The organism is Anaerosporobacter sp., assembly GCF_031551385.1.
In the GTDB taxonomy this organism is placed as follows: Bacteria; Bacillota; Clostridia; order Lachnospirales; family Lachnospiraceae; genus Anaerosporobacter.
The window spans coordinates 1-25,814 of record NZ_JAVBNS010000055.1 but is presented as its reverse complement, the minus strand read 5'-3'; the positions used below and the strand labels follow the sequence as shown (position 1 = coordinate 25,814).

The window sequence follows — 25,814 nt, the reverse complement described above, 5'->3', positions numbered from 1 at the left end:
CTTGTTAAATTACAAGTAATAATCCTATATTCCTTGGAAGACCCGATTTTCTATATCCATAACAATACATTGCGTAGCGACGATATAGCCAACTCCTTGTATTCAAATACGCAAATCGTTCTACCAGTTTTCTCTGTCTTTTTTTCATTTGTTCCCCGTATATCTCTAAAAACTCTTCTGCTTGTCTCATACTAGCATCTATCACTTCTTTTTGTGACTTCAGGTTTTCCATTCTCTGTTTTATATAAGAGCTATACTCTTGATTACCAATTACATTATTCTCATGTTGACGATATAGAATTGTTGCCTTCTCTATATATCCAATCTTACCAAATGCCGCTGCAACAAGTGCAATCCACCAATCATGTACTCTTGCCTTCTTAGGAATCGTAGTTATCTTTTTCTTTAACGCTTCATTCATCATCATCGTACAGCCAATTAGCTTATTCTCCATTAATAAATGCGCCAAATCCAGCCTAGTTATATTCAAATGATTGGAACGATGGAAGGACAGGCTTATTAGATTAAGCTCAGAATCAACAACTATTGCATCTGTAAATACTACTAAAGGCGTATCTTTTCCGTATATACGCTCCATCTCTTTCATCTTCTTTAACGTTGCTTCTATCTTATCCTTGTTCCAATAATCATCTTGATCACTAAACATAACATACTCTGCCGTACTCGCTTGCAATCCTTCAAGAAAATTTCTTGTACACCCTTTATTCTCTATATTCTTCTTATACGTAACTTTCTCCCCATATCTTTCTATCATTACGCTCAGAATATCTGTCATAGCAATTGACGTTCCTATCTCTCTTGCATCATCATATATCGTCAATTGAATATCTTCGTATGTGTTCCTCATGATTGATTCAATCTGTTGTTTTATATACTTTTCTCCATTGTATGCTGCCAATACTATCTCAACCATTGATGCCTCCGACCTTTCTAATCCCCTTACTTGTTCCACTTACTTCTTCTTACACTTGTCCCAATAAGTTTTATTCATACTGAATCTTCTTACTGTCTTATCTGATAGTTTTTCATACTGTAATCCTGCTCTATAACCAAGAAACTTGAATCCACTCTGCATTACTAAATCAGGAATCAAATAAAACTTTCCTTTTTTTATTAAATGCTGTTCTGTTTTTATTACAAGATCAATCCCCTCTGATTCTGACTTTATATTCTCAAATATCTCTCGATACTGTCTCTGCGAAACTCCTAAGTCAAAATTACGTGTAAACTGCTCACGATATGTGTATTTGTGAGAATGTATTACTCTTGCATCCGCAGCATATGCCACTGTATAATCATTCTGAATTATCTTAGATGCAAAAATCATATCCTCGTTAAATATTGTTTGTGTAACAAATCCGCCTAACTTCATATAAACATCACGCTTATAGGCACAACATACATTAGAACAAAAATATGTCTTGATTCCTAACACATCAATATCTTTCTTACTCTTACGTATACTTTTACTTGGATAATTAAATTCTCTTGTATATCGCTCAATCTCCCCAGCTTGTCCATTAGGTAACTGTCTTCCATACGACGCAGCTACCTTTTTTTCCTTCAATGGTTGTATGAGTTCCTCAATTAATCGTTCATTTTCTGGTACAGCATCTTGTGTCATGAACATAATAATATCGGCTCTTGATAAACTTGCCGCAAAGTTTCTTGTTCCCCCATGATCAAATTCTGCCTTTGTAATATGCCTAACCTCTACACATTTACTACCCTTACTTATCTTTTGAAACTTCTTTTTATCAAAAAATTTTTCCTCTGTATTCATTATAAATATTTTATTTAGATATTCATTATCCGTCTCATCCACCTTATCTATTGTTTTCACAGTCTGATTCAATAGCATTTCCAATGATTTATAGAACTGATCATCTGGGCGGTACGTTGGTATTATAATATCAACCGACACTTTCGACTTATTCGATTTACTCATCTGCATTTCCTTTCTGTAACGATTATCCATCTCTACATCTTATCACACAACTAAATTACTGACAATATTAATCTGATTACTTATAAAAAGCCGTGGATTTCTCCTCGGCTAAATAAAATTATACTGATGTTGTATATAAGTTTATATCATTAATAGTCAGAAAATCTTTGTCATCAGTAATAAAATTAACGATTCCCTCTTTTTTCAATTTATTAATGACTATGTAATCGAAAATGTCACATGCGTTATTATCAATGTTATCTATATATTGATTAACACTTTCCTCTGAAATTTCTATTACTCTTATTTGATTTCCATACGTTTCATTTAACTGTAACATGATTGTTTTCATTTCTTTTTTTAAGTGTAATCGTTCTGAAATCATCTTCCGGAATTCTTTCTTTTTTACTTTACAACCATTCAGTACATTATATATTCTCAACTCACTATTCTCTACCACATGAGCTAATTCACTAATATTAAGAACTGTAGTCACTAACGTATTTCCGTTTTCCAATAAATCCGAAATAAAATTTGGATACTTTGTTACTTGATATGGCAAAGCTCTTAAATTTGGATCACTTGCTTGCGAATAATGCGTCCAATACAATATATTTGTATCTAATGCAAATATTTCATTTTTATCAATCAAATTTATATCTACTTTACCAATATCAAAAATCTTAGACGTCATATCTCACCTCCCTAGTCCTGTGGATTTCCGATTATATTTAATATTTCTTCATGCATTTCCGGGCTATATTTTTCTATTGCATTTTCATATGAGCTTCTATACGTACTCTCTCCTAGATCTGATAGACCCCTTACCTGAATCTTCCTATCATACTCCTCTGGTCCTAATATAGAAACAAAAAAACCAGTACTGAAATTAAAAAATAATGTCGTGTATTTCGTAATACCTGTAAAATCTAATACAACCGAATCCTCTTGACTTAACATCTTTTGAATTTCTTCTCGTAAAATTACTGCTTTACTTTCAGAAAAAGCACTTGAAAATAAATCTTTCACCAAAATTGTTTTCATAATTAATCATCCTTTTCATCGTCAACTATATACATATGTTCCGTATCAGCCTTTATGCTAATTATTATCATTGTTCCCTTTATCGGTTTATTCAATTCCATATTTTTTTTCATTCCATTTGTTATGGTATAACAAATATCATGAGAATAAAGAGACATTGTACCGTCATTTAACATTATAAATTTTTCTAGCCTGCTAAGCCCTAAACCTCTTTTAATAATTGTTTCATCTAATGTAGTTGTCCCTTCTTGAAATGCCCACTCAATACATTCTTGCGAAGTCATATCACAATCAATATTATGTTGTACATTATACGGAATCCCCACTCCCATATCATATATTGAGAATATAAGCTGTTTCTCCATCCAATAACCACAAGAGAAAACATCTATTTCACTTTCTGAATGCGAAAAACTATTCTGATATATTTCAAAAAAATATGATGATAATACATCACTAGCTTTATCATTCATAATAATTGGTGCTAATTCCATTATTTTATCTGTATATTCTTCCATCATATCTTCATTAACTATTCTGTTAAAAGGCAAAGCTCTTTGCTTCGTATATTGTGGCTTCTCATTGGAATTCGTAAAAAAATCATACATACCAACCTTCTTTATAAACTCAAAAACAGGACTCTGTTTATCTCTAAAGCGAATATAAACATGCTTTCCTTTTAATTGTGCATAAACTGGCAATGTTCCAATTAAAACTGAAACAGCAGCATTAAGAAACTTGGCATCTGAAAAAATAATTATATATGTATCTGCTTTACCATAAATAACTTGATGCTGTATATCTATTACTCGTTGAACATCATATACATTTAAATTAATATTATAATTGATTTCTATTTCAACTGACTCCAACAATACCCACCTTTCAAATTTAGTATCTAATATTTTACCATAAAATTCATTTTGCAACAACACGTATTTTGCTTGAATTTCCAAAGTCATGTACATTATTCATTTACTATTAAAATTCATTTTGATATAATTATAACTAGCGATTACATAGTGTTTGGCAACAAGGTCAATACTATTGTCAATTAGAAAAAATTCAAGTTTCAATACTTGAGAAAGAAGGTCAATATGAATTCAGAATGGTCACTTGATGCCCTTTATAAAGGATATGATGATCCTGCTTATCAACAGGATTTTGAAAATCTTGATACTGTTATCAACAAATTCCATGCATTTGCAGAAAATCTTGGGCAAAAATCAGATAACGATACGGTTGTAGAATACATTACATTAATGGAAGAATTCACATTTCTTATTTCCAGTTTAGGAAACTATACTGGACTTCGAGAAGCCACAGATACTACAGACAGTGAAACTACTTCTAACATTAATCGTCTTCAAGCTAAAGTAAATGCTACTGCTAAAGACTCTGCTAAAGTTGATAAATATGTAGCTAATATTGCAAATCTGGAGGAAATTATTGCTACAAATGATAGTTTAAAAGAATATACATTCTTTTTCAACACTCAAAAAAATTATGTCTCTCATCTATTAAGTGATGATGTAGAAGAAGTTATCGCAAAACTTAATCAATCTGCTGGAGCTGCATGGAGTTCCTTACAACAATATCTTACTTCTACTGTTGAAGTAGAATATAACAATGAAAAAACAACACTTTCTGGAATTCGTAATCTTGCTTATAGCAAAGATAAAGAAGTTCGTAAATCTGCCTATGAAGCAGAGATTGCCTGCTATGATAAAATTAAAGATGCCGTTAGCTTTTCTTTAAACAATATCAAATCTCAAGTCAATACGATTGCAGAACTTCGTGGATATGAATCTCCTCTTGCCATGACATTAAGCGAATCTCATATGTCTAAAGAAACGCTAGATGCCATGTTAACTGCAATGAAAGAATATATGCCAAAATTCCACGAATATCTCAAGAGAAAAGCTACTATCCTTGGATATAAGAATGGTCTTCCTTGGTATGAATTATTCGCACCACTTGGAGAAAACCATACCGAATATACAACAGAATCAGCAAAAGAATATCTTTTAAAACACTTTAGAAATTTCGCTGATGATTTGGCTGACATGGTAGAAGAAGCCTTTGATAATAGCTGGATTGATTTCTTCCCACGTAAAGGTAAAGTTGGTGGGGCATTCTGTGAAAATCTTCCTATGATTAAACAAAGCCGTGTTCTAACAAACTTCGATGGTACATTTGGCGATGTGGTGACATTAGCACATGAACTTGGTCATGCCTACCACGGTTTACAGATTCAAGAGCATCGTCCTCTTAACTTGGATTACTCTATGCCAGTTGCAGAAACTGCTTCTACGTTTAATGAAAATGTAATACTAGATGCTGCAATTCATGAAGCTGAGGGTAAAGATAAATTAGTTCTTATCGAAAGCCAACTTCAAGATACAACACAAATTATCTGCGATATCTACTCACGTTTCCTATTTGAAAGTGCTGTATTTGAAAGACGTAAAGAGGAATTCTTGTTCAGCGCTGATTTAGAACAGATTATGCTAGATTCTCAAAAGCAAGCTTTTGGTGATTCGTTAGAAGAAGAGACTCTTCATCCATATATGTGGGTTAACAAGAGTCATTACTATTCAGAAGGGCTTAGCTTCTACAACTTCCCATATGCATTCGGCGGTTTATTTGCTCGTGGTCTATATTCTATGTACCAACAAGAAGGCAAAGACTTCGTACCAAAATACCGTGCACTATTGAAAGCCACTACCGTAAGCAGTGTAGAAGACGTTGCCAAAATGGCTGGAATTGATTTAACAAAACCAGATTTCTGGAGACAAAGCTTACAAAGCTATTCCGATGAGATAGATATGTTTCTTGAACTTACGAAGTAATTAACTACAAAAATCCCCACATTCATAATGCTTTGAGTTGCCCTTAAAAGTTAAAAATTCTAACTTTTACGAAGCAGTTCACTCCATGAATGGGGGATTTTATTATATCATATAAATCAAGGTTCATAAAAGCATTTATAATTTTGCCAATGAGTACATAGGGAATGTTTATTCATTCAACATGTAACCTGTACTTGTGTTTTAATAAAGTAAACTATGCAAAACTTCATTACCTACACTTGCTTCTTCGCTGCTGTATGATAAGTAAGAAACGATAGCGAAACACCTTAGTACTTCTTAGTGTGTACATCTACAACCTAGGAAGGCGAGGCATGGACGCCGAGCCAGCCTGAGCTGAGGCAGGATGCCGAATCGAAGGCGTTTCCGCAACATTCGAAAACTTTCCGTACACACTTAGAATTACTTAGGTGTGTAGCGTGTTTCGTGTTATCGTACAGCAGCGAAGAAGCCCTGAAAACGTATAAAGTTTTGCGTCTAAAACATAAGATACACAAGTACATCCAACCAAGTTCAAATGAATAAACATTCCTAGACTACACTGCTAATAATCTTTTCACTACACGTACTGCATCTTGTGCATCTGTAGAATAGCCATCTGCCCCGATTTCGTCAGCATAGCTCTGTGTAATTACTGCTCCACCGATAACGACTTTTGCTTGCAGGCCAGCAGCCTTGTTTGCATCTACTACTTTCTTCATCTCTAACATTGTTGTTGTCATAAGTGCTGACAACGCTATAATATCTGCATTATGCTCTTTCGCTGTTTCAATGATTTTATCACAAGATACATCTTTCCCAAGATCAATTACATCAAAACCATAGTTTTTGAGCATCAAGGATACAAGATTCTTTCCGATATCATGGATATCCCCTTCTACTGTTGCAATTATAATCGTACCAAGTTTCTTATCAGAATCTCCTCCTTGTAACATTGGCTCAAGGTAATCAATTGCCATCTTCATTGTCTCTGCACTACCAATTAATTGTGGCAGGAAATAAATCTGCTTATCAAAGAGATTTCCAACTTCGTTAATTGCTGGTATTAACATCGTATCTACAATTGCTGCTGCTTGCTCCCCTGATGAAAGTGCTTGTTTCACATGGTCAAGAATGCTTTTTCGATTACCTTTGATTACATCTGTATAGATAATCGAATCTTTCACTTCTTGTTCATCATTATTTTCGCCTTGCGTACCTGCTGCATTCGATGCGATACCAGTTTCTTTATTATCTCCAGATGATTTTGTATTCTTCGATCCCCCACCTACAGCTCCACTTGTAATTGTCATTGGTCTGCTAGTTACACGATTTATGTAACGTAAATCTGCTTCTTCTTTATTACATAATAAATCTGTTGCAAAAGCTGTATTCACCAACAAATCTTGAGAAGGATTTGCGATTGCCATTGTAAGTCCTTCATGAATTGCTAATGCTAAGAATGTACTGTTTACAAATTGTCTCTCTGGAAGACCAAATGATATATTAGATAATCCTACAATTGTAGCAAGTTCTAATTCCTCTTTGCAGTAACGAATCGTTTCTAATGTTTCAATGGCAGCACGTTTATTCGCACCAATTGTATTTACAAGACCATCTACAATAATGTCTTCTTTCGTTAATCCTTGTGCATATGCTGCTTCTGTTATTGTATGGATAATTTGCTTCTTCTCATCAATATCTTTCGGTAATCCTTTATCAGATAATGGAAGTAAGATAAACATTGCTCCATATTTCTTTGCGATTGGAATTAATTTTTCAAACTTTTCTTTCTCTAATGAAATAGAGTTAATCAGTGCACGACCTGGATAGATACGAAGTGCTGCTTCTATTACACTAACATGGCTTGAATCAATACATAATGGTAGATTAACTACTTGTGACAGTTCATAAACAACAGAAAGCATCGTCTCTTTCTCATCAATTCCATTCATACCCATGTTTACATCTAGGATAGAAGCTCCGTTTTCTTCTTGCTCTTCCGCCATCGCTGTTACTAAATCAAGTTTTCCTTCTTTTAATTCTGCCTGTAAATCTTTCTTACCAGTCGGATTGATACGTTCTCCAACAATTAAAAACTTCCCATCTAAGTCAATCTCTACCGTTTTTCGTTCTGTACTTAATGCACGAACTTTTGGATTATATGCAAGATTAGGCGTAATATCTTTCACTTGCGCTGCAAGTTCAGCAATATGTTCTGGTGTTGTACCACAGCAACCACCTACTATTGTTGCACCATCTGTAACAAGACCTTTCACTTGAAGACCAAATTCTTGTGGCCCAAGATTAAACACCGTTTCGCCATCTACAAGGACTGGTAGCCCTGCATTCGGCTTCACTATAATTGGTACACTTGTATATCTTCGCATAGTTATCACTACATCTCGCATCTGATCTGGGCCTGTAGAACAGTTTACACCAACTGCTACTGCACCAAGACTTTGCAATACTGTCACAGCCGTTCTTGCATCTGTCCCAAACATGGTACGTCCATCTTCATTGAATGTCATCGTTACCATAACAGGTAAATCACATGTTTCTTTTGCTGCAATTAACGCTGCTCTACATTCTTGCAGACTCATCATTGTCTCTACTACTAACAAATCTGCTCCAGCAGCTACTAGATATCTTATCTGCTCCTTGTAAACGTCAACAAGTTCTTCAAACATAAGCTTACCAATTGGATATAATTGCTCACCAGTCATTGTAAGATCACCAGCAACATAGATATTCTTTTCTTTTAGTTCTGGTCTTTCTTCCTTCGCTAATTGAATCGCTTTTCTCGATAAACTGATAAGCTCTGCATTCATCTCTTTTATCTTATCTTCTAGTCCATATTCCTCTAATTTAATACGATTCGCCGTAAATGTTGGCGCATAGAGGATATCTGTTCCTGCTAATACATATTCCTTTTGTAAGTTAATTAATGCCTCCGGATTTTTTAAAATCCAATCTTCTGGACATACTCCTGTCGGCATACCTGCTTTCTGCAGATTACTACCTGTCGCTCCATCTAATAATACAACCTTTGATTTACACAGTTCTAGAAATTCTTTATGATTCATGTTCTATTCCCTCCCAAATATTCTCTCTCGTATTGTCTTTGCTGTAGGTGTCGCCGCAAGGCCACCTAAACCGGTCTCTTTCAGTTCATATGGAAGTTGCTTCCCTACTCGATACATTGCTTCTACAACTTCATCTGCTGGAACGATACATTTCATACCTGCCATAGCCATGTCTGCGCATATAATCGCATTCACAGCCTGTGACGCATTCCGCTGTGCACATGGTACTTGCACAAGACCTGCAATTGGGTCACATACAAGACCCATAACATTAATTAATACTAACGAAAATGCATGTAACGCCATCTGTGCACTTCCTCCAGACATCTCTACCGCTGCCGCCGCTGCCATTGCCGCTGCAACACCACATTCCGCTTGACAGCCACCTTCTGCTCCCGCTACTGTCGCATTCTTCATAACAACTGCGCCTACGCCCGAAGCTGTTAATAATCCTTGCAATACTTCGCGTTCAGATAGATTCTTCGCTTCCTTCATTCCAATTAATACTGCTGGCAAGATTCCACATGATCCTGCTGTTGGTGCTGCACATACTCTTCCCATTCCTACATTTACTTCACTAGAAGACAATGCAAGTGCCATCACATGATTTAGCCACTCACCACTTAGCGTATCCCCTTGCTTGGCATACTGGTTCTGCGAATATGCTAAACCATTAATCAAACTACCTTCTATATGCAGTTTTTGATTCATCGCTTTATGTGAAGAAGCCACCATGACTTTATATCTACGACTTAGATTCGCAAACACTTCCTCCTCTGTCATCTGTGATAATTTCATTTCATTTTCTAATATAACTTTCCATAAAGGAACTTCCTGTTCCTTCGCTAAATTAAGAAGCCCATGTAAATTATAATACATTCTTACTCCCATCCGGTAATTATTCAGAAGTACGTCCTGAATAGTTACCTCATCCGCTACTATTTTATCACACTTGTATATTGTTTTCCACATTACTAGTCATTTACATTAATCACTTGCACTTGTATAACACCATCAAGTTGCTCTATACACTCTTTCACATCATAAGGAACGATATCATCTGTATCAATAATACAAAACGCTTCTTCTCCTCTCGCATTACGATTCAAACGCATTGTCGCAATATTAATATGACTATTCGCTAAAATCGCTGACACTTCACTCACTATTCCATATCTATCATAATGCTTCATCATTATCGTGCTATATTGTGCTGTAAATTCTGTTTGAAATCCATTCATATTTGTGATTATAATCTGACCACCACCAATTGATGAGCCGATTACATAATAGTTCGAACCATCTTCCAAAAGAAATGTAATCTTCACGGTATTCTCATGTACGTTCTCTAAATTTATCTCGTAAAATTCATATTCTAATCCTTGTTGCTTTGCTAATTCAAAAGAGTCTGCAATTGCTTCATCATCTTCATATAACCCAAGTACTCCTGCAACTAGTGCTCGGTCTGTTCCATGCCCTTTATACGTCATTGCAAAAGAACCATGTAGCCCAAACGTTACTCTGTTAAATGATGCATTTACAATGTCTTTTGCAATCCGTGCTAACTTTGCAGCTCCTGCCGTATGAGAGCTTGATGGACCTATCATAATTGGACCTATTACTTCAAAAACACTTACATCCATCCGATTCACCTTGTCCTTCCAAGTTTGATTCAGGGGGCAAACTTTCATATATAACAATGTACACAGAATAGGATTTCCAGTAAATGCAATCCTATTCTATATATTATTCTTGGATGAAGACAACAACTTATCTTTCATTTAACTCCACGAATGCACTTTCCATCTTCTCAAACAAGGATACTCGGTTGAATGGTAGCATAAAATAATATCCATCTGCATACGGTTCTAATTTTTTTACTAATTCAATTCCAAGAGCTGCTCCAATTTCTTCCGCTTCGTCTTTGCTCATATCTTTTGAATATCTCGTTACAATTTCATCTGGTACATGAATCCCTGAAAATTCATTTTTAATAAAATTGGCATTGTTATAACTTACAAATGGCATAATGCCACATAATATCTTCGTATCAACGTGCTCTTTGATATAATGAATCTTCTCTATCGTTTCCTCATCATATATTGGTTGTGTCAGAAAATATTTCGCTCCTGCCTCTATCTTACGCTTCATACGTTCCACTACTTTATCAACTCTTCCAAGTGCAGGATTCAGCGCGCCTCCATATTGTATCGGGTCATCTGCAAAATGCTCCTCATTCATCTGCTTAATAAACTGCATTAATTGAATGGAATTATAATCAAATACATTCGTTGTTGATAATCGTTGTTCACTTGGAACAGGATCTCCCGTTACTACAAGGAGGTTACGAACTCCATTCAGATACGCTCCAAGTAGTGTAGAACGCATCGCTATCATATTCTTATCTCTACAACAAACATGTGGCATTACAGATACTTCATGTTTTGCTGCAATCTTTAAACTCATTAGCAATGAATCCACGCGACTTCTTCCCATTGGTGAATCTGCAATTGTAACAATATCTGCTGATGTTTTCTTTAATGCCTCTACACAACTCATAATCTTCTCATCGTTATTATCGTAAGGAGGGTCAAGTTCAACGGCTATTACTTTCTTTCCCGATTCCAAACGCTCTATGAATGTATTTTGCTTTTGGATTCTCTTGTTGAGTTCTTTTTCAAATGTGGAATTTGAATCGTCATTTTCTTTATTATTCTTTGTATCTTCATTTACCTTGATTTCTTTTTTCTTCGTTATAATTTCTTTATTCGCTGTAGACTCTTTATCTTCATTGGCAGATGTTTCTATACACTTCTCATTACAGTTTTTATTCTTTATATGATTCTCATTATCCTTACAAGTTTCTACCACAGCCCTAATATATTCTGGGGTCGTTCCACAGCAACCACCAAGAAGCGATACACCCAGTTTTTGAATCTTGTTCATATTCTCTGCAAAATATTGTATATTGCTATTAAACACCATTCTGTTATACATCTGCTCTGGATATCCTGCGTTTGGCAATACTGCAATCTTTTTATTTATCGGAAGTTCTGCAGATTGCAATAGCTGAAACATATGTCCAGAGCCAATACCACAGTTATATCCACAAATTCCAATTTCCTCTATGTTAGCGATTTCTTTTAATAACTTCTTCCCTGAAATGCCAGCCATTGTATAGCCGTTCTTATTTACACAGATATTCGTTATTATACACGCTGTTGACTTCTGCTCTTTAATATAGGTAACAACTTTCTTCAAAACCTCTATCTGTGAAAATGTTTCAAACAAGAATATATCTGCCCCTTCTTCTAAAAACGCATCACAGATTCTCTTATACTCTTCAAGAAGCTCTTCCTCTGTTCGCTCTGCATGAACTGGAATCGGCCCGATATCTGCTGCTATATATATGGTTGTATCATTTGTCTGTTCAAATTCCTCTACTGCTTGCTTTGCTAACTGATAGCCTTTTCTAATCAATTCCTTTTGCTCTTTCTTATCAATTTCCATTACGACCGAATTAATTGCAAATGTATTCGTTCGAATCAAAGAAGCTCCTGCCTCCATATATTCCTTATGAATTGCTACTACAGCATCGGGATTATTCTTATTCGCCCACTCTGCCATCTCATTAGAACCCTCATTCTTTTTGGCATAATATGTTCCCATCGCACCATCCATAATAATTATACTTTCCTGCAACTTCTCTAACAGTGTCTTTTTCATCGTCCGAACCTCCTTATCACTTGCTTTTATCTTGTTTCTTGTTATTTTAAGTAATTAACAGATTAAAGTCAATGCTTCCTCCGATATTCAAATATTCGAAAAAACAATACCTAGCTATACTGTTTTTGAATAGCAAAAGAGATGCAAAGTCTCTCTTTACTTAAGACTTTACACCTCTTTAATTTGCTGTGCTTAGTTACACATTATTTAACAACAACTGTTGCTTTGAATGTATCTTTTCTTCCGTATTGTGATACTGTTACAGATACAGTTGTTTTACCTTTTTTAACACCTTTAATTACACCAGCTTTTGTTACTGTAGCAACATTTTTATTACCAATTTTGTAAGTAACTACAGCATCTTTTGCTAAGTTCTTAACTGTTACTGTTTTCTTCTTTCCTTTTGCTACTTCTACTTTGCTAACAGAAGGTGCTTTTACAACACTTACATTTGTAAATAGGTACACATTGCTGTTATATTGTTGAAGTTGGAATCCAAGCATTGTACTTCCTGCTGCTTTGTCAGAGAATACAATCTTGTTATTGTTGCCGTAATCAACGTAGCAAGCATCTCCTGCTGCCCAAGAACCAGTAGTTTTGAATCCTTTTACACCTTTTACATATGCGCTAAGATCTTGTTCTCCAGCATATAATGTAACGTTTTCAGGAACAGATGGTTCTACGATTGAATCAAAGATCGCTTTTGTATCGTTAGAGCCTGTAATAATTTTTCCACTCTTATTTAATACATAATATACTACTTCTCCATTATAGAAAGTACATTCTAATAAAATCTTGCCATCTTGAACAGTACCATCGTTAAAGAATTCAGATGTTACTACAAGTGTATTTGCAGAATAATCAGCTACATATGCACTACTATATTGAAGATATCCCCACCATGAACTTTGAGGACCAACTTTACCACTTGCTTGGTATGCTGTCATTTTTTGAATTTGATTTCCACCAAAGTCAATATTAACGATTGCTTTATTGTAGCTCTTTAATGCTGTTTTAAATTCCGGAGTCTTTACTTTTGAGATTTTTTGAATCCAGTTAGCTCCGCTAGTGAATTTGAATGTAACTTTTTCACATAATCCATAGTTTTTATCTGCAACAACTTTTTTGATATAAGAAGATGTAAGTGTTACTACTTCATTTTCATATGTATAGTCTTTACCTTCTACTAAATCACCAGTAGTGTCGCTTAATGATACTAATTTGTTACCGTTTAATGTTAATGGAATTTCTACAGCTTTTGTTTCATCTTCAACATATGTATACTCAAGACCTGTTGCATAGGAAGATCTTCCCTTCATACTTGCTTGAATAATTGCTTGGAATTCACTGTCTCTCCATTTGAACTCGCTACGATTTACCATACGTAAATTAGTTCCGTTATCCCAAAGCATCAATGTGATACCTTTTTTGTAAGCAACATAATTTATGTACTCAAGATATTTGTTCTCTTCACCGTTGTTTGTACAAGCGTATTGTTGGTCATGGCCTAATAAACCATATTCACCACAAATAACACCGATTCCATTTGCAGTAAGTGTGTTATATACAACGTCAAATGCTTGGTCTACAGCGATTCTTGGAGTGTATCCATATTCGTTACCATCTGCATCTGTATTGTTCCATAAAACTTCATCAAATCCTGTTTTACCAAGGTTTGCACTATATACCCATTCACTGTAGTAGTGGAATGTAGCAATAATGTTTTTATCTTGATTGAAATCTACTGTGATTTGCTCATACATAGCATCACAACGATCTTGTCCACCATTTGCATCTAATGCTGGAATAACGATCATACGATTTACGTTAGCTCCACCAGATTTACGAATTGTTTTGTATGCTGCATTATTAATTGCACGTATCTTTGTTTCACCATCTGAATCAAATCTTGGTTCATTGATTGTTTCGAAACATACTTTACTACTGTAATCTTTGAATTTTGCAGAAAGTTGTTCCCATATACGTACATATTCAATATATTCATCAGATTCTACGTTGCCATCCCAAGCGTTTAACCAAAGCCATGAATCATGATGAACATTAACCATTACATATAAATCTGCCTCTAATGCCCAATCAACTACTTGTGCATATCTATCAAGAAATGTTTCATCAATGATATAGTCATCTTGTGTAGTTGTATCATCGCTTCCTTTACCAGAAATTCTACGATATAGAGTTAATGGAATTCTAATACTGTTAAATCCTTGATCCTTTATGTATTGAATCTGTTCTTTTGTTACTTCAGCATTTCCCCATGCTGCTTCGTATGTATCCACTTCATCCAAATTTGTATTCACTGCATCGAATGAGTTTCCTAGATTATATCCAGGTTGCATTGCATCTACATATGCTTGTGAAGCTGATTTTGTAGCTGCTTTTGTTTCTACTGCTGCCGAACCTAATGTTGGCAATACCATAGCTACTGCTAACAACAGCGCTATTACTTTCTTTGCTCTCTTCATACCTTTTAACCTCTCCTTCTGACATCTGGACTTCCAGTGCACATGAATTATAGGTATTTCCTGTGAGATTTCCCACCGAAATACACCTTTATCATTATATCCCATGTTTTCTATGCAAAATACCCAACAAATAAGTTATGGTATACTATATTTTTTATACTTTTTACATGGTTGGCCGTAGTAATCGGAATATATCGATATCATTTTTCCTATATTTCGAGGAGATATTGGGCTTTAAATCGCAAAATGTCTAATGGATGAGGTAAAGGCTATGAGAAAAAACTCATAGCCTTTGTTGTTTTTGATTCATATTCCCATATCTCTACTTCATGCGTTTCGTCACAAAAAAGGGCAATTATATTCTACTTTTTTTATAATTTTACTCATTCACTCAGTCCTTTCGAACTCCCAAACATATCGCCACAATAACACTTCCTACAATAATAAAAATATCCGCTATATTGAATATCACATTCTTTAAAAACTTAAACGAAAAATAATCCACAACATAACCACGCTTAATACGGTCATACACATTGCTTGCTGCGCCACCAACCAAAAATGCCATTGCCAGCTTCAATACTCTGTTTTCTTTCTTAGGAATCAGCATTCCAAAAAACAAAAGTAATCCACCTAAGAATAATCCAGACACAAAAGCGACTGCCTTTGCATTCTTATCCATAAAGTTAAGCATAGCTCCTTTGTTGTGATATCTCGTTATTGTAATATTACCATTAAGAATTTCTTCTTCCTCATTCATCTTTTTGTGCTTCTCTATATAATTCTTGATATAGAGTTCTGCTACAAATATTATTAGTGCTAGTCCGATATATACCATAGTAATAAGCCCCACCTTTCTGTATGTGAAAATCTATAAACTCCACTTCTCCGCCAATTCCTCATAGGCACTTGTCTGCTCCACATTGCCAAGCGCACGGTAACAATCTGCAAGTCTCTTCAATGGATAATCTCCACCGTAGTGGATATTCAACTGGCACTCCGTCTCATAGGCTGCATTGTAATACCAGATAAGGGCTTCTTCATATTCACCTAGCTCTAGATAATGTTCCCCTAATTCATAGCAAACTTCTGCACTTGCCTTTGATGCAATGTTCTTTAACGCTACTTTCATTAGTAATTCAAGATTTCCTTGTATCCTTGCGCACTTTGCCAAGACACATTGAATATAGGCACACTCTTCAGGCGTTATCGTCGTATCTCTTTGCCACTCTTCAAAATACGCTCCTGCCTTTATGAAATCCTCCTCATCTCCCGCAATAAATAATTCTTTCGCAAACATATGCACAAGCTTCGGTGATAGGCGTTCTCCCTTATCGAGTACTACATAAAAGTTGTTAAAATCTCGCTTGGCATGTGACATCGCTGGTCGATGGATAATCTCAATATCACTATCATAGATAACAGGATCTAATGTTACAGTCTCATGGATTGGATCTTGCCATGTAAATTCTCTCAGTCTCTTATATAGTTTTGGTCGATATTCTTTATCGTAATTATATGTTGTTCCATATTCTAATTGATTTGTATAATACATCTGCACCAGTTCTACCTCTGGAATCATTGCTTCCTTGAGATTTCTAAACTTCTCTTGATTTTCTTCATCAATCTCCTCATCGGCATCGGCAACATAGATATAATCCATTGTCGCCTTTGAAAAAGAGAAGTTTCTAGCTGCTGCGAAATCATGTATCCATGTAAAATCATATATCTTATCCGTGTATTGTTTCGCAATTTCCTTTGTTCTATCAGTCGAGCCTGTATCCACAATTACAATCTCATCTACAAGATTTTTCAAACTGTCTAAGCATCTTCCCAATACATTTTCTTCATTCTTTACTATCATACATGCTGTAATTGTAATCATCTTATGTCCCCCTGTGACAATGACGGATTTGAATTAACACGCCATTTCTATCTATACATAATATTTTTTCTTCAAATGAATCTACTCATATCTATATCCTTTGATTTACTAAGATATGTCTGAAAAATGCTTATACTTGGCTTTCAGAGCGTTGAGTAGAGAGTGTAACATCAGGCAATAAGTTTCAAACACACCCTAGTATCCATTATACCATCAAGCCCCTTGTAATAAAAGCAAAAGCGATAAAATTCCAGTGTGTTTCACACTATGAATTCTATCGCTTTTTTAGCTTGATGCTAACTTTTTACTACCAGCACCTTATCTGTTACTATCTTATTTTTGTTTTTATTCTGTTATTGTTATTATGATACTACCCATCTAGCTATTTTACTGTAATTGTCTTGCTAATTACTCTCTTTTGTTTATTCTCTAATAAGATTGTGATTTTCACAGTAACTTTTCCTGCTTTCTTTGCTGTAAGCTTTCCATTTGCAGAAATCGTTGCTATGTTTTTATTGCTAACACTATATGTAACTTTTGCTTCTTCCTTACCACATGGGTCTCCTGAAGTAAATTTCGTTACTAGTGCAAGTTCAGCTGGAAGTACTGCTTTAAGATTCAATGTCTTTCCAACTGTAACACTTGTTTTTGAACTAGTAAGTGTCACTTTGTCGGTAAGTTTAACTGCTGTTTTGATTTCCTTCGCACTGATAATAAATGTTCCACCAGTTAACGTAGATACTGTTATATATCCTGTTCCACTTACTGTTTTCTTATTGTTTGGTACTTCTTCTAGTTTACCAGTTGTTGGATTCATCTTGTATACATAAACAGCATCTGCCTTTAGTAAGTTACTTACCTTAACTTTAATGCTTGCAGGTACAGAAAGTGTTCCTTCTTCCGCAAAAGTAAGTGCCACATTACCGTCTTCTTGTTTTGTTACATTTACTTCAACATTGATGTCTTCTACTGTCTTTGCAGCTTTCTTTAACTCTGCCTTTGAAAATGTTATTGTATACGTTTGATTCTTTCCTTCAATTACTTGAACTACTAGTTTTTCACCTGCTGCTTTTGCTTCACTTATTGCTTTTCCATTGATTACAATGTTCTTGCTACTTAGTTCTGTATTGGCAGGTATGATAATTTGAAGTTGTGTACCTTTTCCCTTCTTAGCAAGGGCAATGGCATCTTTCATTGCATCTTCATTAATTACAATATTCCATACATTAATGTCTGCTACTTCTTTTAATATTTGATTTACTAGTTTCTCATTAAGTACAACAGTTGCCATATTGTTTGCCATTGCAACATCTGCAAGATAAATATCGGCCACAGCCTCTATCACATTGCCATCTTTATCTTTTGTTATTGTAATCTTTGCCTTTGAACCCAAACCATCTACTACTACTTCGATTACTTGTGTTACTTCTCCTACTTCTTCTGTTTCTTCCTTTGTAGTGTCCTCACTTGTATTCGTTGGTTCATTTGGTTTTACTAGCTTATCAATTATTTCTGAGATAACATCTCCACATCCACTACATGTCTTTTCCTTGTGCCCTATTGTTGTATACGTTGGTTCTTCTACAACAACCCAGTCTCCATAGTTATGTCCACCTAATGATGCAATTGGAGTAACTGTACTCTTACCACATGAACATGCTGATTCTACATGAATTCCATCTTCTGTGCAAGAAGCTTCTTTTGCTGTTAGTGGTCCATATTCTTTACATACATGGTCATTGATATCGAGATTAGTTAATGTACATTTCTCTGTATCCCAGAAAGCACTTACTGATTTTCCTACACCAATTGTTATCTTGTCACAAGCTGCAATATAGTTGAGGATATCTGCAAATGTTCCATCACCAGTTGTTACATATTCAAGTAATGTACCATCAGCATAGATCTCAATACTGTCACGTGTTAATACATAGTTGAATGTATAATCTTTTCCTTTTTCCAATGTAGCAGCCGTATTTACAGGAGCTGATTCTGGGTGATTTATATCCATCCATTTACCACCACCGTTATAACATAGATAAGGAAGTGTTTGGAACGATACTCTTCCGTTATTATTTGCAGTATTAAAGAATGCAAATATACCATCCCAGCCATTTTTAGCAGCATCCTCAGCCCAGTTAATTGTGTAGCTAACATTTATAATCTCTAATTTCTTTCCATAGAAAGGATTACTATACTGCGTAATATCTGACGATGTCTCTAATACTGCTTTATCAATACTAAAATGTGTATCTGTATTTGTTACTTTAATATTATCAATTAACATGGTATCAGTATTTCCAGTGCTACGTAGGTAGAATCCGTCTAATACTCCACTACCACTAACTGCTACTACACTATCATAATATGTCTTAGATGCATCTGTAATTGTTACTACAACTACTCCATTCGAAGATGTTACCGCAGTTACATGAACCCATGTGTTAGGCAATGTTATTTCATCTTTTCCATTAACTTTCCATGTAGATTCACCTGTTTTTGTTAATTTTAATACATATCCCGAATTCACACCATCATTTGCATCTTCACTCTTGTATTGTTTGTCTGTTCCTAAGATTGCAAATTCTGTACCAACTTTACTACCTGTTTGTAATGCGATATCACATTCCACACTATATTTGCCTTTTACTCTTGCGTATTTAGGAAGTTGGCTGTATGCCGATTTTGCTTCTGTTGCTGTAAACTCTACATAGTTACCGTTTTCTATATTATTCTTAATAGTAAGTGAACCTTCTGATTTCCATTTTGTTGTTGCATCTGTAACTTCTGAATAATCCATTTCATAGATTGCACCACTTGCATATGTTACTCCTGGCTCTACATAACATTTTACATTGCTAATCTTGCAATTCGCTTCATCATAGCCTGCTGCATTCCACCATGAACCATATCCAAAGTACAATTTATCTGCCGAACCATTTATCCATGATAATACATTCGCATAACTTGCAACTGTTCCGCCACCGTTTTCAGTACCAATTATTTCTTCATTATATACTTCTTTACCATCAACACTTACACTAAATCCATCTTTGTTAATGTTGATTGCCACTGTTGATGAAGCTCCGATATAATCCTCTACTAATGTAAATGAATTAACATTCGCATCGAAATAACTTCCTGCTGCATTATAGCCAAGGTAAGAACCTGGTGTGAAATACAATCTTCCACTGCCACCCATCATACTTAGAATTGTTCCAAGCATACGGATATCACCAGTACGTTCTACATCAAATTCAATTGTAATACCATTCTCAATATTAATTCCTACATTTGTATCATTACAGAATGGATTTCTTACATATAGACTTCCATCAAGTGTTTTTGTTAAATCTTGTGGGTCATTCTCAAAATATGAGCCAATTAGATATGCGTCCTCATAATCGGAACGATTTGCATATACAGTAACTGTGTAGTCATGTGTATAGTAGTAATCACCTTTATACAATGTCATTGTTAATGTTACATCAGTATCTTGGCTTGGTGTTGTTACTGTACCATCATTTGCCAATACTGCTTCATTACTTGATTGCCACTTATACTTTGCTCCACTTTGTCCTTTTGTTGGAAGCGTAAAGCTTGAGAATGCACCAAGAGGTACGCTTGTTTGTTGTACGTTACAAGCAACTGCAATATCATCAGCTAAATATTTTGATCCCCATATGCTAAGACCTTCTCCATTCACTGCTGTAAAGCACATAGTCTCTACATTCGTTTCGTCTATTGTTTGTTTTGCAAATACACCTTTGTATGTTTTACTACCCATTACAAGATTACAATATGCAGTACCATCTACCTCTGTCCAAGTACCTTCATAAGCTCCTGTAATTGTACCATCTGCATTTAATGTAACTTTGACTGGTTTCACTGTTTCAAGATTAGCAAAATCAACCTTATATTTATGGACAATCATGTCATAGCTACCAACAATATCTGCACTATCATAGCCTGTTGCTGATATTGTCTCTTCTGCATATTCATATGGTGCTGCTACAATCCAACCATCTTCGTTTAGGTAAAGTTGGTGTACTCTTAATTGATGTCCTGCTGTACCATCATCAAATTTTGTATGGTATACAAGATATGCTTTTCCATCAGAATCTACAAATGCCGAGTTATGCCCTTGTGCTACTTCTCCGACTGACATTGTATTCCACTTGTAGTTACCCATTAGCTTCATACCACGATTGTCACCGATTCCATTAAAGTTATCTGGATTTGTTGTAAATATTGCATTTGTCCCATTTGTATCTACATATGGGCCATTTGGATTTTCTGAACGGAATATTCTCATTACATATCCACCTTCTGGTGAATAGAAACCATAAGACATAAACAAGAAGTAGTAATCTCCTATCTTCTCGATATAAGAACCCTCTCCCGATACATATTGTCCACCTGCTATTTTCTTTCCGAAATAAGCATCACTTGTAACATCCTTTGTTCCGTCTCCTACATTGTCATATACTACAGAATAGTCTCTTAAACCTGTTTTCTCATCAAGCTCTAACATAAAGATTCCGCCTGACCATGAACCATAAGCCATCCATAGCTTACCAGCTTCATCATAGAATACACATGGATCAATTGCATGTGGTAAATATTCTCCCCAGTTTTCACCATTGAAGTCACTATATTTTGCAGGCAATTCTGATAATGTCGTTTTTAAAGCAATCTCAAGGTCTGTCTTTTTATATGATTTGCTTTCGCTATTTGTAAAACCAGAGAATACGATTGGAGCTTCATATACATATGGTCCAAACTCTTTATCTGCTGTTAATAATACAATTGATGAATGCCAGTCATTTCCATTCATACTTAGGTACATACACCATTTACCCATAACTTCATTATAGACAACATCTGGTGCCCACATATTACCTTGTACTGTATTGCTTGATATCCAATCTGCTACGTCATATGTTCCAAAATCTACAGTATAAGTTTCACCATTTTCTTTATATAATGTTGTTGTTCCTGTTAATCGATTTTGTTTAAATGCTTCTTCATATGAAACTACTTTACCACTTGCATCAGCAAATAATGTGCTATCTAATGTTTCTCCTGTTACAGATGTCCAATTCATTAAATCATATGTCTTTGATACTCCCATATGAGAGCCAAATACACTATATAGTTTTTTTCCATTCTCATCAGTTGATACAACAATTGATGGATCATGAACAGAATTTCTTGTTTTTGATACTATTTGATATAATGATGCTATATCTGCATCTGATAAGGAAGTTGTTGGTTCAATATCATCTTCCTCTTCTATTACTCCGCCTTGTGCAACATAGTTTAGTTGTAACTGTGATGTTGTTAGTGCTTTTGAATAGAATGAGATATCGTCGAAGTAGCCGTTGATGTCTGGGTCTGGATTCCCCCATAATGAATTACCACCAAATGATATCTGGTTTAGTGTTGGGATATCATTGAAGAAGCTTCCGTAAGTTGCTCCTACTGTTGATGCGTCAAGTGTCTTTGATGCGATTCTTTCGCAATCTATGTATACCGCTATCATATTGTTTGATACTGTATATGCTACTTGATGCCATTTACCATCATTTATCACACCATATGATTGTTCGTTATTTAGTGTTCCATCTTCCAAATCAACGAATTCTCCCGTATCATCTAATCCATTTATTGCATTGATACGTGCAATCATATTAATACCTAGTTTTGTCATTGTACTGTTGCCATTATTGGAAGCTACAAATATATCACCCCAATAACCAAGGTCTGCACTACCTTTTTTCACCCATGCACTAACAGTAAATCCTTTGTCTACTGTCACATTATTAAAGATTGCTGGAAGATCAATGTAATTTTGTTTACCAGTTGCTACTGCTGTCTCTGCATAGTTACTAAATACTTGTCCACGCTCAGAATCTGTTGTTGCTTGTCCTTGTCCTACAATTGTCGCATTTGACATTGTATTAGAAATCTTTGTTCCCGATACTGTTCCATCTTCAAATGTATAAAGATACTTAGGTGTTTCTGAATTATTTTGCACCTCTGTTGCTGTTAGATAAGAATGGTAGATTGCGATATCATCAAAATAAGCATTCACATCATTATCATTCCAGAAACAATTACCACCAACATTTATATTCGTAAGTTGTGATAGTGATGTAAATAAGCTACTGCTAATAGCTCCTTCAGAGCCCTCTAATACTAATTTAGATATCTCATTACCATCACAATATACACTGATTTCATTCGCTTTTACTGCATATGCTACTTGATGCCAATTTCCGTCCGTCATCAAATCATAGCTTGATGTATTATAAGATGTACCATCTGTTGTTTCCACATCCCCATTTAACTTTACTCTACCAATCAAATTGAATCCAACTTGTGTAAGCGGAGTCTCTTGGCTATCCTTATACGCATTAAAGACAGCTCCCCAATATGACTCTGCATGATTCACACTCTTCACATACATACTAACAGTAAATCCTTCTGTTGCCCCTTCTAACACTTGTGGCAATGACAGATAATCTGTTCTTAATGCAGATGTTCCTGTCGAATTGTTATCAAATACCTTTCCACGTTCTGTATCATTTACAATACTTCCTCCGCCCACAATTGTAGCCGTGTCCGCTTGTGAAGTAATCGTAGTTCCAGTTACCGTCCCATCATCAAAACCATAAAGGTAATCTGGTTCAACCGCATATCCATTACTTACTTCCTCTGCCTTTACTACAACTTGACTCGTTCCCAATACATTGCTTTGTGGTAGTACTAATGCTGCTGTTAATACCAAAGCCAATGTCCTTTTTGCAAATCCTTTCCTTCTCATAACCTTCTCCTTTCAGATTCCCCATAAAACGTTACCCCTGTACCTTACCTTTTTCTGTATATTTGACTTTTAGGTAAAATACTTTATGTTATTATATTGCAACATGTTGAGCTTGTTGTCAACTTGTATAATTTTTTTATTTTATAGAGTGTTTTTTTATATATTATTATGTATTATTTGGAATTTACTAAAGTATTTAATTAATTATTTAACAATCTTCTTATTGTTTACAGGAATTTTTTGTTGGGTTGTTCTGATTTGGGAGGAATGATGAATTTGGCGAGGTGTTTTTAATGCGAATTTTCCGTACAAAAAAGAAAAGCACCCTTATTGGATGCTAATCTTCAAAATACGCTTCATCTACTTTTACCATTTTGTTTCCATTAAAATAAAACATTCCACCCTTTCCTTTATCAACTCTTTCAACTTTAAATCCATACTCTTTTGCAAAATCTAATACTGATTTAAAATCATCTAGATGTAATAAAACTTTAAAATCACTACTACAATCACTTTCCATATGTCTATCATATACTTCTTTCATCTTATTCACTTCGTCAGCTGTTGCATTAACAGTCATTTCAACGCACTCACCTATTATTTTTTCAAACTTATCCATATCCCACCACCTTTACCTTCCTACTTAATCCATGAATTTATCAGTGATTTTGTTTCTTCTATGTCTGCTTCATTCTTACTCTTTTTTAGTATTTATTTTTCGTTATCTAGTGTTCTATCAAATGGTCTTTCAAGGGCTTTTGTAACATACTGATTAAGTGTCATACTTTGTTTCGTAGCCTCTAAAGCTATTCTTCTATGCAAATCAGATGGTATTCTAACATTGAATGAACCTTTAAATTCTTTATCTGGCTCTTGACCACATTCTTTACATAAATGCAAATAGTTATCAATGCTTTGATGAAACATTTCCTCTAGTTCATCAACAGATGAACCATGAAAATTCAGCGAATCTACTATTCCAAAAACTTCTCCAATAAATATTTTATCATCTGCATCATACCCTACAGTAGCATGATATCCTTTATATTCCATCATTGAGCTCATATCTTCGTATATCCCTCCAATACATAATACAGATCTATTATATGTCTTTCCCAAAAGGAAAAATCTCAATCCATCTTGCAACTAATTTATGGTTGTATTATACACATTCTTAAGAAATATGTCAATATCGTTATTTACTATTATATTTTCTTCGGTTATAATATTTTTAAACGTAATAAATGAATATTAGGAATTAAAATCAATTGACTATATACTTGTAATGACCGTGAAAAAACAAATCAAAAATTTTATGGAGGAAAGAATAATGGCAACAAACTACAAAACCACAGATGGCTTAATGAGACACTTAAGAAATAACGGCATAGATATTTCTGGATCTAGACAAAAAAGATTGCTTACTAATACTGGATATTTTCATGGTTATAAAGGGTACAGATTTTTCAAAAATTCTTCAACAAGACTGCCCTTTACATCATATGATGAAATATATGCCACTTTAGAATTTGATACACAATTAAAATCTCTATTTTATAGTAAGATAATGTTTATCGAAACTGCTTTAAAAAATATTGCTTTAAGCACAATTATGAACGAAATCAATTCCAGCAATTTGCAAGATATGTATGACATAGCAGTTAGTAGCTATAAAAACTCTCCTTCAGCTTTTACTTCTGATGAAAAAAAGAAATTACAAAAAAATAAACTAAGTTTGCAAAGTACAATTCAGTCTGCTATAACCCGAGCATATAGCAAAGGAAATCCCAAAATCACACATTTTTATAATAATATAAATTATAATGATGTTCCCCTTTGGACAATTTTTGAAATAATAACTATGGGTGACTTTGGATACTTGCTTTCTTGTCTAACCTTTGATATGCGTGAAAAAATATCTTTGGAAATTGGACTCAACT

At 34.8% G+C, this 25,814-nt stretch carries 17 protein-coding genes; 2 read left to right on the top strand and 15 right to left on the bottom strand.

Features of this window, described 5'->3' with window-relative positions; genetic code table 11:
* Positions 1 to 4: 4 nt before the first annotated feature.
* The 5 genes from RMR19_RS06095 to RMR19_RS06075 form a co-directional block, all read right to left on the bottom strand.
* Entirely contained in the window at positions 5 to 934 is a 930-nt protein-coding gene (locus RMR19_RS06095; RefSeq protein WP_310602612.1) for a glycosyltransferase family 2 protein, read from the bottom strand.
* A gap of 39 nt (positions 935 to 973) precedes the next feature.
* On the bottom strand, positions 974 to 1,969 hold the full coding sequence (locus tag RMR19_RS06090; protein WP_310602611.1) for a glycosyltransferase: 996 nt from the start codon (positions 1,967 to 1,969) through the stop codon (positions 974 to 976).
* 118 nt (positions 1,970 to 2,087) lie between these two features.
* Positions 2,088 to 2,663 (bottom strand): PIN domain-containing protein, encoded by a 576-nt coding sequence (locus RMR19_RS06085; protein WP_310602610.1) that lies wholly within the window; start codon positions 2,661 to 2,663, stop codon positions 2,088 to 2,090.
* Between the two features lie 11 nt (positions 2,664 to 2,674).
* Entirely contained in the window at positions 2,675 to 3,013 is a 339-nt protein-coding gene (locus tag RMR19_RS06080) for an STAS-like domain-containing protein (RefSeq protein ID WP_310602609.1), read from the bottom strand.
* 2 nt (positions 3,014 to 3,015) lie between these two features.
* A complete protein-coding gene (locus RMR19_RS06075; protein ID WP_310602608.1) occupies positions 3,016 to 3,969 on the bottom strand; it encodes a hypothetical protein in 954 nt (317 codons plus the stop codon).
* Positions 3,970 to 4,110: 141 nt separating this feature from the next.
* On the opposite strand from RMR19_RS06075, the gene RMR19_RS06070 reads away from it, so the two are divergent.
* Positions 4,111 to 5,865: a M3 family oligoendopeptidase gene (locus RMR19_RS06070; RefSeq protein WP_310602607.1), complete on the top strand. Its 1,755-nt coding sequence runs from the start codon at positions 4,111 to 4,113 to the stop codon at positions 5,863 to 5,865.
* A gap of 554 nt (positions 5,866 to 6,419) precedes the next feature.
* Here RMR19_RS06070 and RMR19_RS06065 read toward each other — a convergent pair.
* The 10 genes from RMR19_RS06065 to RMR19_RS06020 all read right to left on the bottom strand — a co-directional run bounded on the left by RMR19_RS06065 (position 6,420) and on the right by RMR19_RS06020 (position 24,939).
* The gene (locus RMR19_RS06065; protein ID WP_310602606.1) at positions 6,420 to 8,948 is read right to left on the bottom strand and encodes a homocysteine S-methyltransferase family protein; all 2,529 of its coding nucleotides are present in this window, start codon (positions 8,946 to 8,948) and stop codon (positions 6,420 to 6,422) included.
* A 3-nt stretch (positions 8,949 to 8,951) separates the two neighbouring features.
* A complete protein-coding gene (sdaAA, locus tag RMR19_RS06060; RefSeq protein WP_310602605.1) occupies positions 8,952 to 9,920 on the bottom strand; it encodes an L-serine ammonia-lyase, iron-sulfur-dependent, subunit alpha in 969 nt (322 codons plus the stop codon).
* Positions 9,921 to 9,922: 2 nt separating this feature from the next.
* Positions 9,923 to 10,591 carry an L-serine ammonia-lyase, iron-sulfur-dependent subunit beta gene (sdaAB, locus tag RMR19_RS06055; RefSeq protein WP_310602649.1) on the bottom strand — a complete coding sequence of 223 codons (669 nt, stop codon included), beginning with the start codon at positions 10,589 to 10,591 and terminating at the stop codon, positions 9,923 to 9,925.
* 127 nt (positions 10,592 to 10,718) lie between these two features.
* Entirely contained in the window at positions 10,719 to 12,674 is a 1,956-nt protein-coding gene (locus tag RMR19_RS06050) for a bifunctional homocysteine S-methyltransferase/methylenetetrahydrofolate reductase (protein ID WP_310602604.1), read from the bottom strand.
* A 203-nt stretch (positions 12,675 to 12,877) separates the two neighbouring features.
* The gene (locus RMR19_RS06045) at positions 12,878 to 15,160 is read right to left on the bottom strand and encodes a cellulase family glycosylhydrolase (RefSeq protein ID WP_310602603.1); all 2,283 of its coding nucleotides are present in this window, start codon (positions 15,158 to 15,160) and stop codon (positions 12,878 to 12,880) included.
* 391 nt (positions 15,161 to 15,551) lie between these two features.
* Positions 15,552 to 15,998: a signal peptidase II gene (locus RMR19_RS06040; RefSeq protein WP_310602602.1), complete on the bottom strand. Its 447-nt coding sequence runs from the start codon at positions 15,996 to 15,998 to the stop codon at positions 15,552 to 15,554.
* A 33-nt stretch (positions 15,999 to 16,031) separates the two neighbouring features.
* A complete protein-coding gene (locus RMR19_RS06035; protein ID WP_310602601.1) occupies positions 16,032 to 17,045 on the bottom strand; it encodes a tetratricopeptide repeat-containing glycosyltransferase family 2 protein in 1,014 nt (337 codons plus the stop codon).
* Positions 17,046 to 17,427: 382 nt separating this feature from the next.
* A complete protein-coding gene (locus RMR19_RS06030) occupies positions 17,428 to 23,874 on the bottom strand; it encodes a LamG-like jellyroll fold domain-containing protein (protein WP_310602600.1) in 6,447 nt (2,148 codons plus the stop codon).
* Between the two features lie 337 nt (positions 23,875 to 24,211).
* Complete coding sequence (locus RMR19_RS06025) at positions 24,212 to 24,493, bottom strand: hypothetical protein (protein WP_310602599.1); 282 nt, start codon at positions 24,491 to 24,493, stop codon at positions 24,212 to 24,214.
* Between the two features lie 92 nt (positions 24,494 to 24,585).
* Positions 24,586 to 24,939 (bottom strand): type II toxin-antitoxin system HicB family antitoxin, encoded by a 354-nt coding sequence (locus RMR19_RS06020; protein ID WP_310602598.1) that lies wholly within the window; start codon positions 24,937 to 24,939, stop codon positions 24,586 to 24,588.
* A gap of 265 nt (positions 24,940 to 25,204) precedes the next feature.
* On the opposite strand from RMR19_RS06020, the gene RMR19_RS06015 reads away from it, so the two are divergent.
* Positions 25,205 to 25,814, top strand: a 610-nt coding sequence (locus tag RMR19_RS06015; protein ID WP_310602597.1) for an Abi family protein, incomplete at its 3' end; no start/stop codon positions are given.

Excerpts from the sequence above, each read along its gene's own strand:
- RMR19_RS06045 (WP_310602603.1), bottom strand. The coding sequence starts at position 15,160 with ATGAAGAGAGCAAAGAAAGTAATAGCGCTGTTGTTAGCAGTAGCTATG.
- RMR19_RS06070 (WP_310602607.1), top strand. The coding sequence starts at position 4,111 with ATGAATTCAGAATGGTCACTTGATGCCCTTTATAAAGGATATGATGAT.
- RMR19_RS06080 (WP_310602609.1), bottom strand. The coding sequence starts at position 3,013 with ATGAAAACAATTTTGGTGAAAGATTTATTTTCAAGTGCTTTTTCTGAA.
- RMR19_RS06025 (WP_310602599.1), bottom strand. The coding sequence starts at position 24,493 with ATGGATAAGTTTGAAAAAATAATAGGTGAGTGCGTTGAAATGACTGTT.
- RMR19_RS06020 (WP_310602598.1), bottom strand. The coding sequence starts at position 24,939 with ATGAGCTCAATGATGGAATATAAAGGATATCATGCTACTGTAGGGTAT.
- sdaAB (WP_310602649.1), bottom strand. The coding sequence starts at position 10,591 with ATGGATGTAAGTGTTTTTGAAGTAATAGGTCCAATTATGATAGGTCCA.
- RMR19_RS06040 (WP_310602602.1), bottom strand. The coding sequence starts at position 15,998 with ATGGTATATATCGGACTAGCACTAATAATATTTGTAGCAGAACTCTAT.
- RMR19_RS06085 (WP_310602610.1), bottom strand. The coding sequence starts at position 2,663 with ATGACGTCTAAGATTTTTGATATTGGTAAAGTAGATATAAATTTGATT.
- RMR19_RS06035 (WP_310602601.1), bottom strand. The coding sequence starts at position 17,045 with ATGATTACAATTACAGCATGTATGATAGTAAAGAATGAAGAAAATGTA.
- sdaAA (WP_310602605.1), bottom strand. The coding sequence starts at position 9,920 with ATGTGGAAAACAATATACAAGTGTGATAAAATAGTAGCGGATGAGGTA.
- RMR19_RS06095 (WP_310602612.1), bottom strand. The coding sequence starts at position 934 with ATGGTTGAGATAGTATTGGCAGCATACAATGGAGAAAAGTATATAAAA.
- RMR19_RS06090 (WP_310602611.1), bottom strand. The coding sequence starts at position 1,969 with ATGAGTAAATCGAATAAGTCGAAAGTGTCGGTTGATATTATAATACCA.
- RMR19_RS06065 (WP_310602606.1), bottom strand. The coding sequence starts at position 8,948 with ATGAATCATAAAGAATTTCTAGAACTGTGTAAATCAAAGGTTGTATTA.
- RMR19_RS06050 (WP_310602604.1), bottom strand. The coding sequence starts at position 12,674 with ATGAAAAAGACACTGTTAGAGAAGTTGCAGGAAAGTATAATTATTATG.
- RMR19_RS06030 (WP_310602600.1), bottom strand. The coding sequence starts at position 23,874 with ATGAGAAGGAAAGGATTTGCAAAAAGGACATTGGCTTTGGTATTAACA.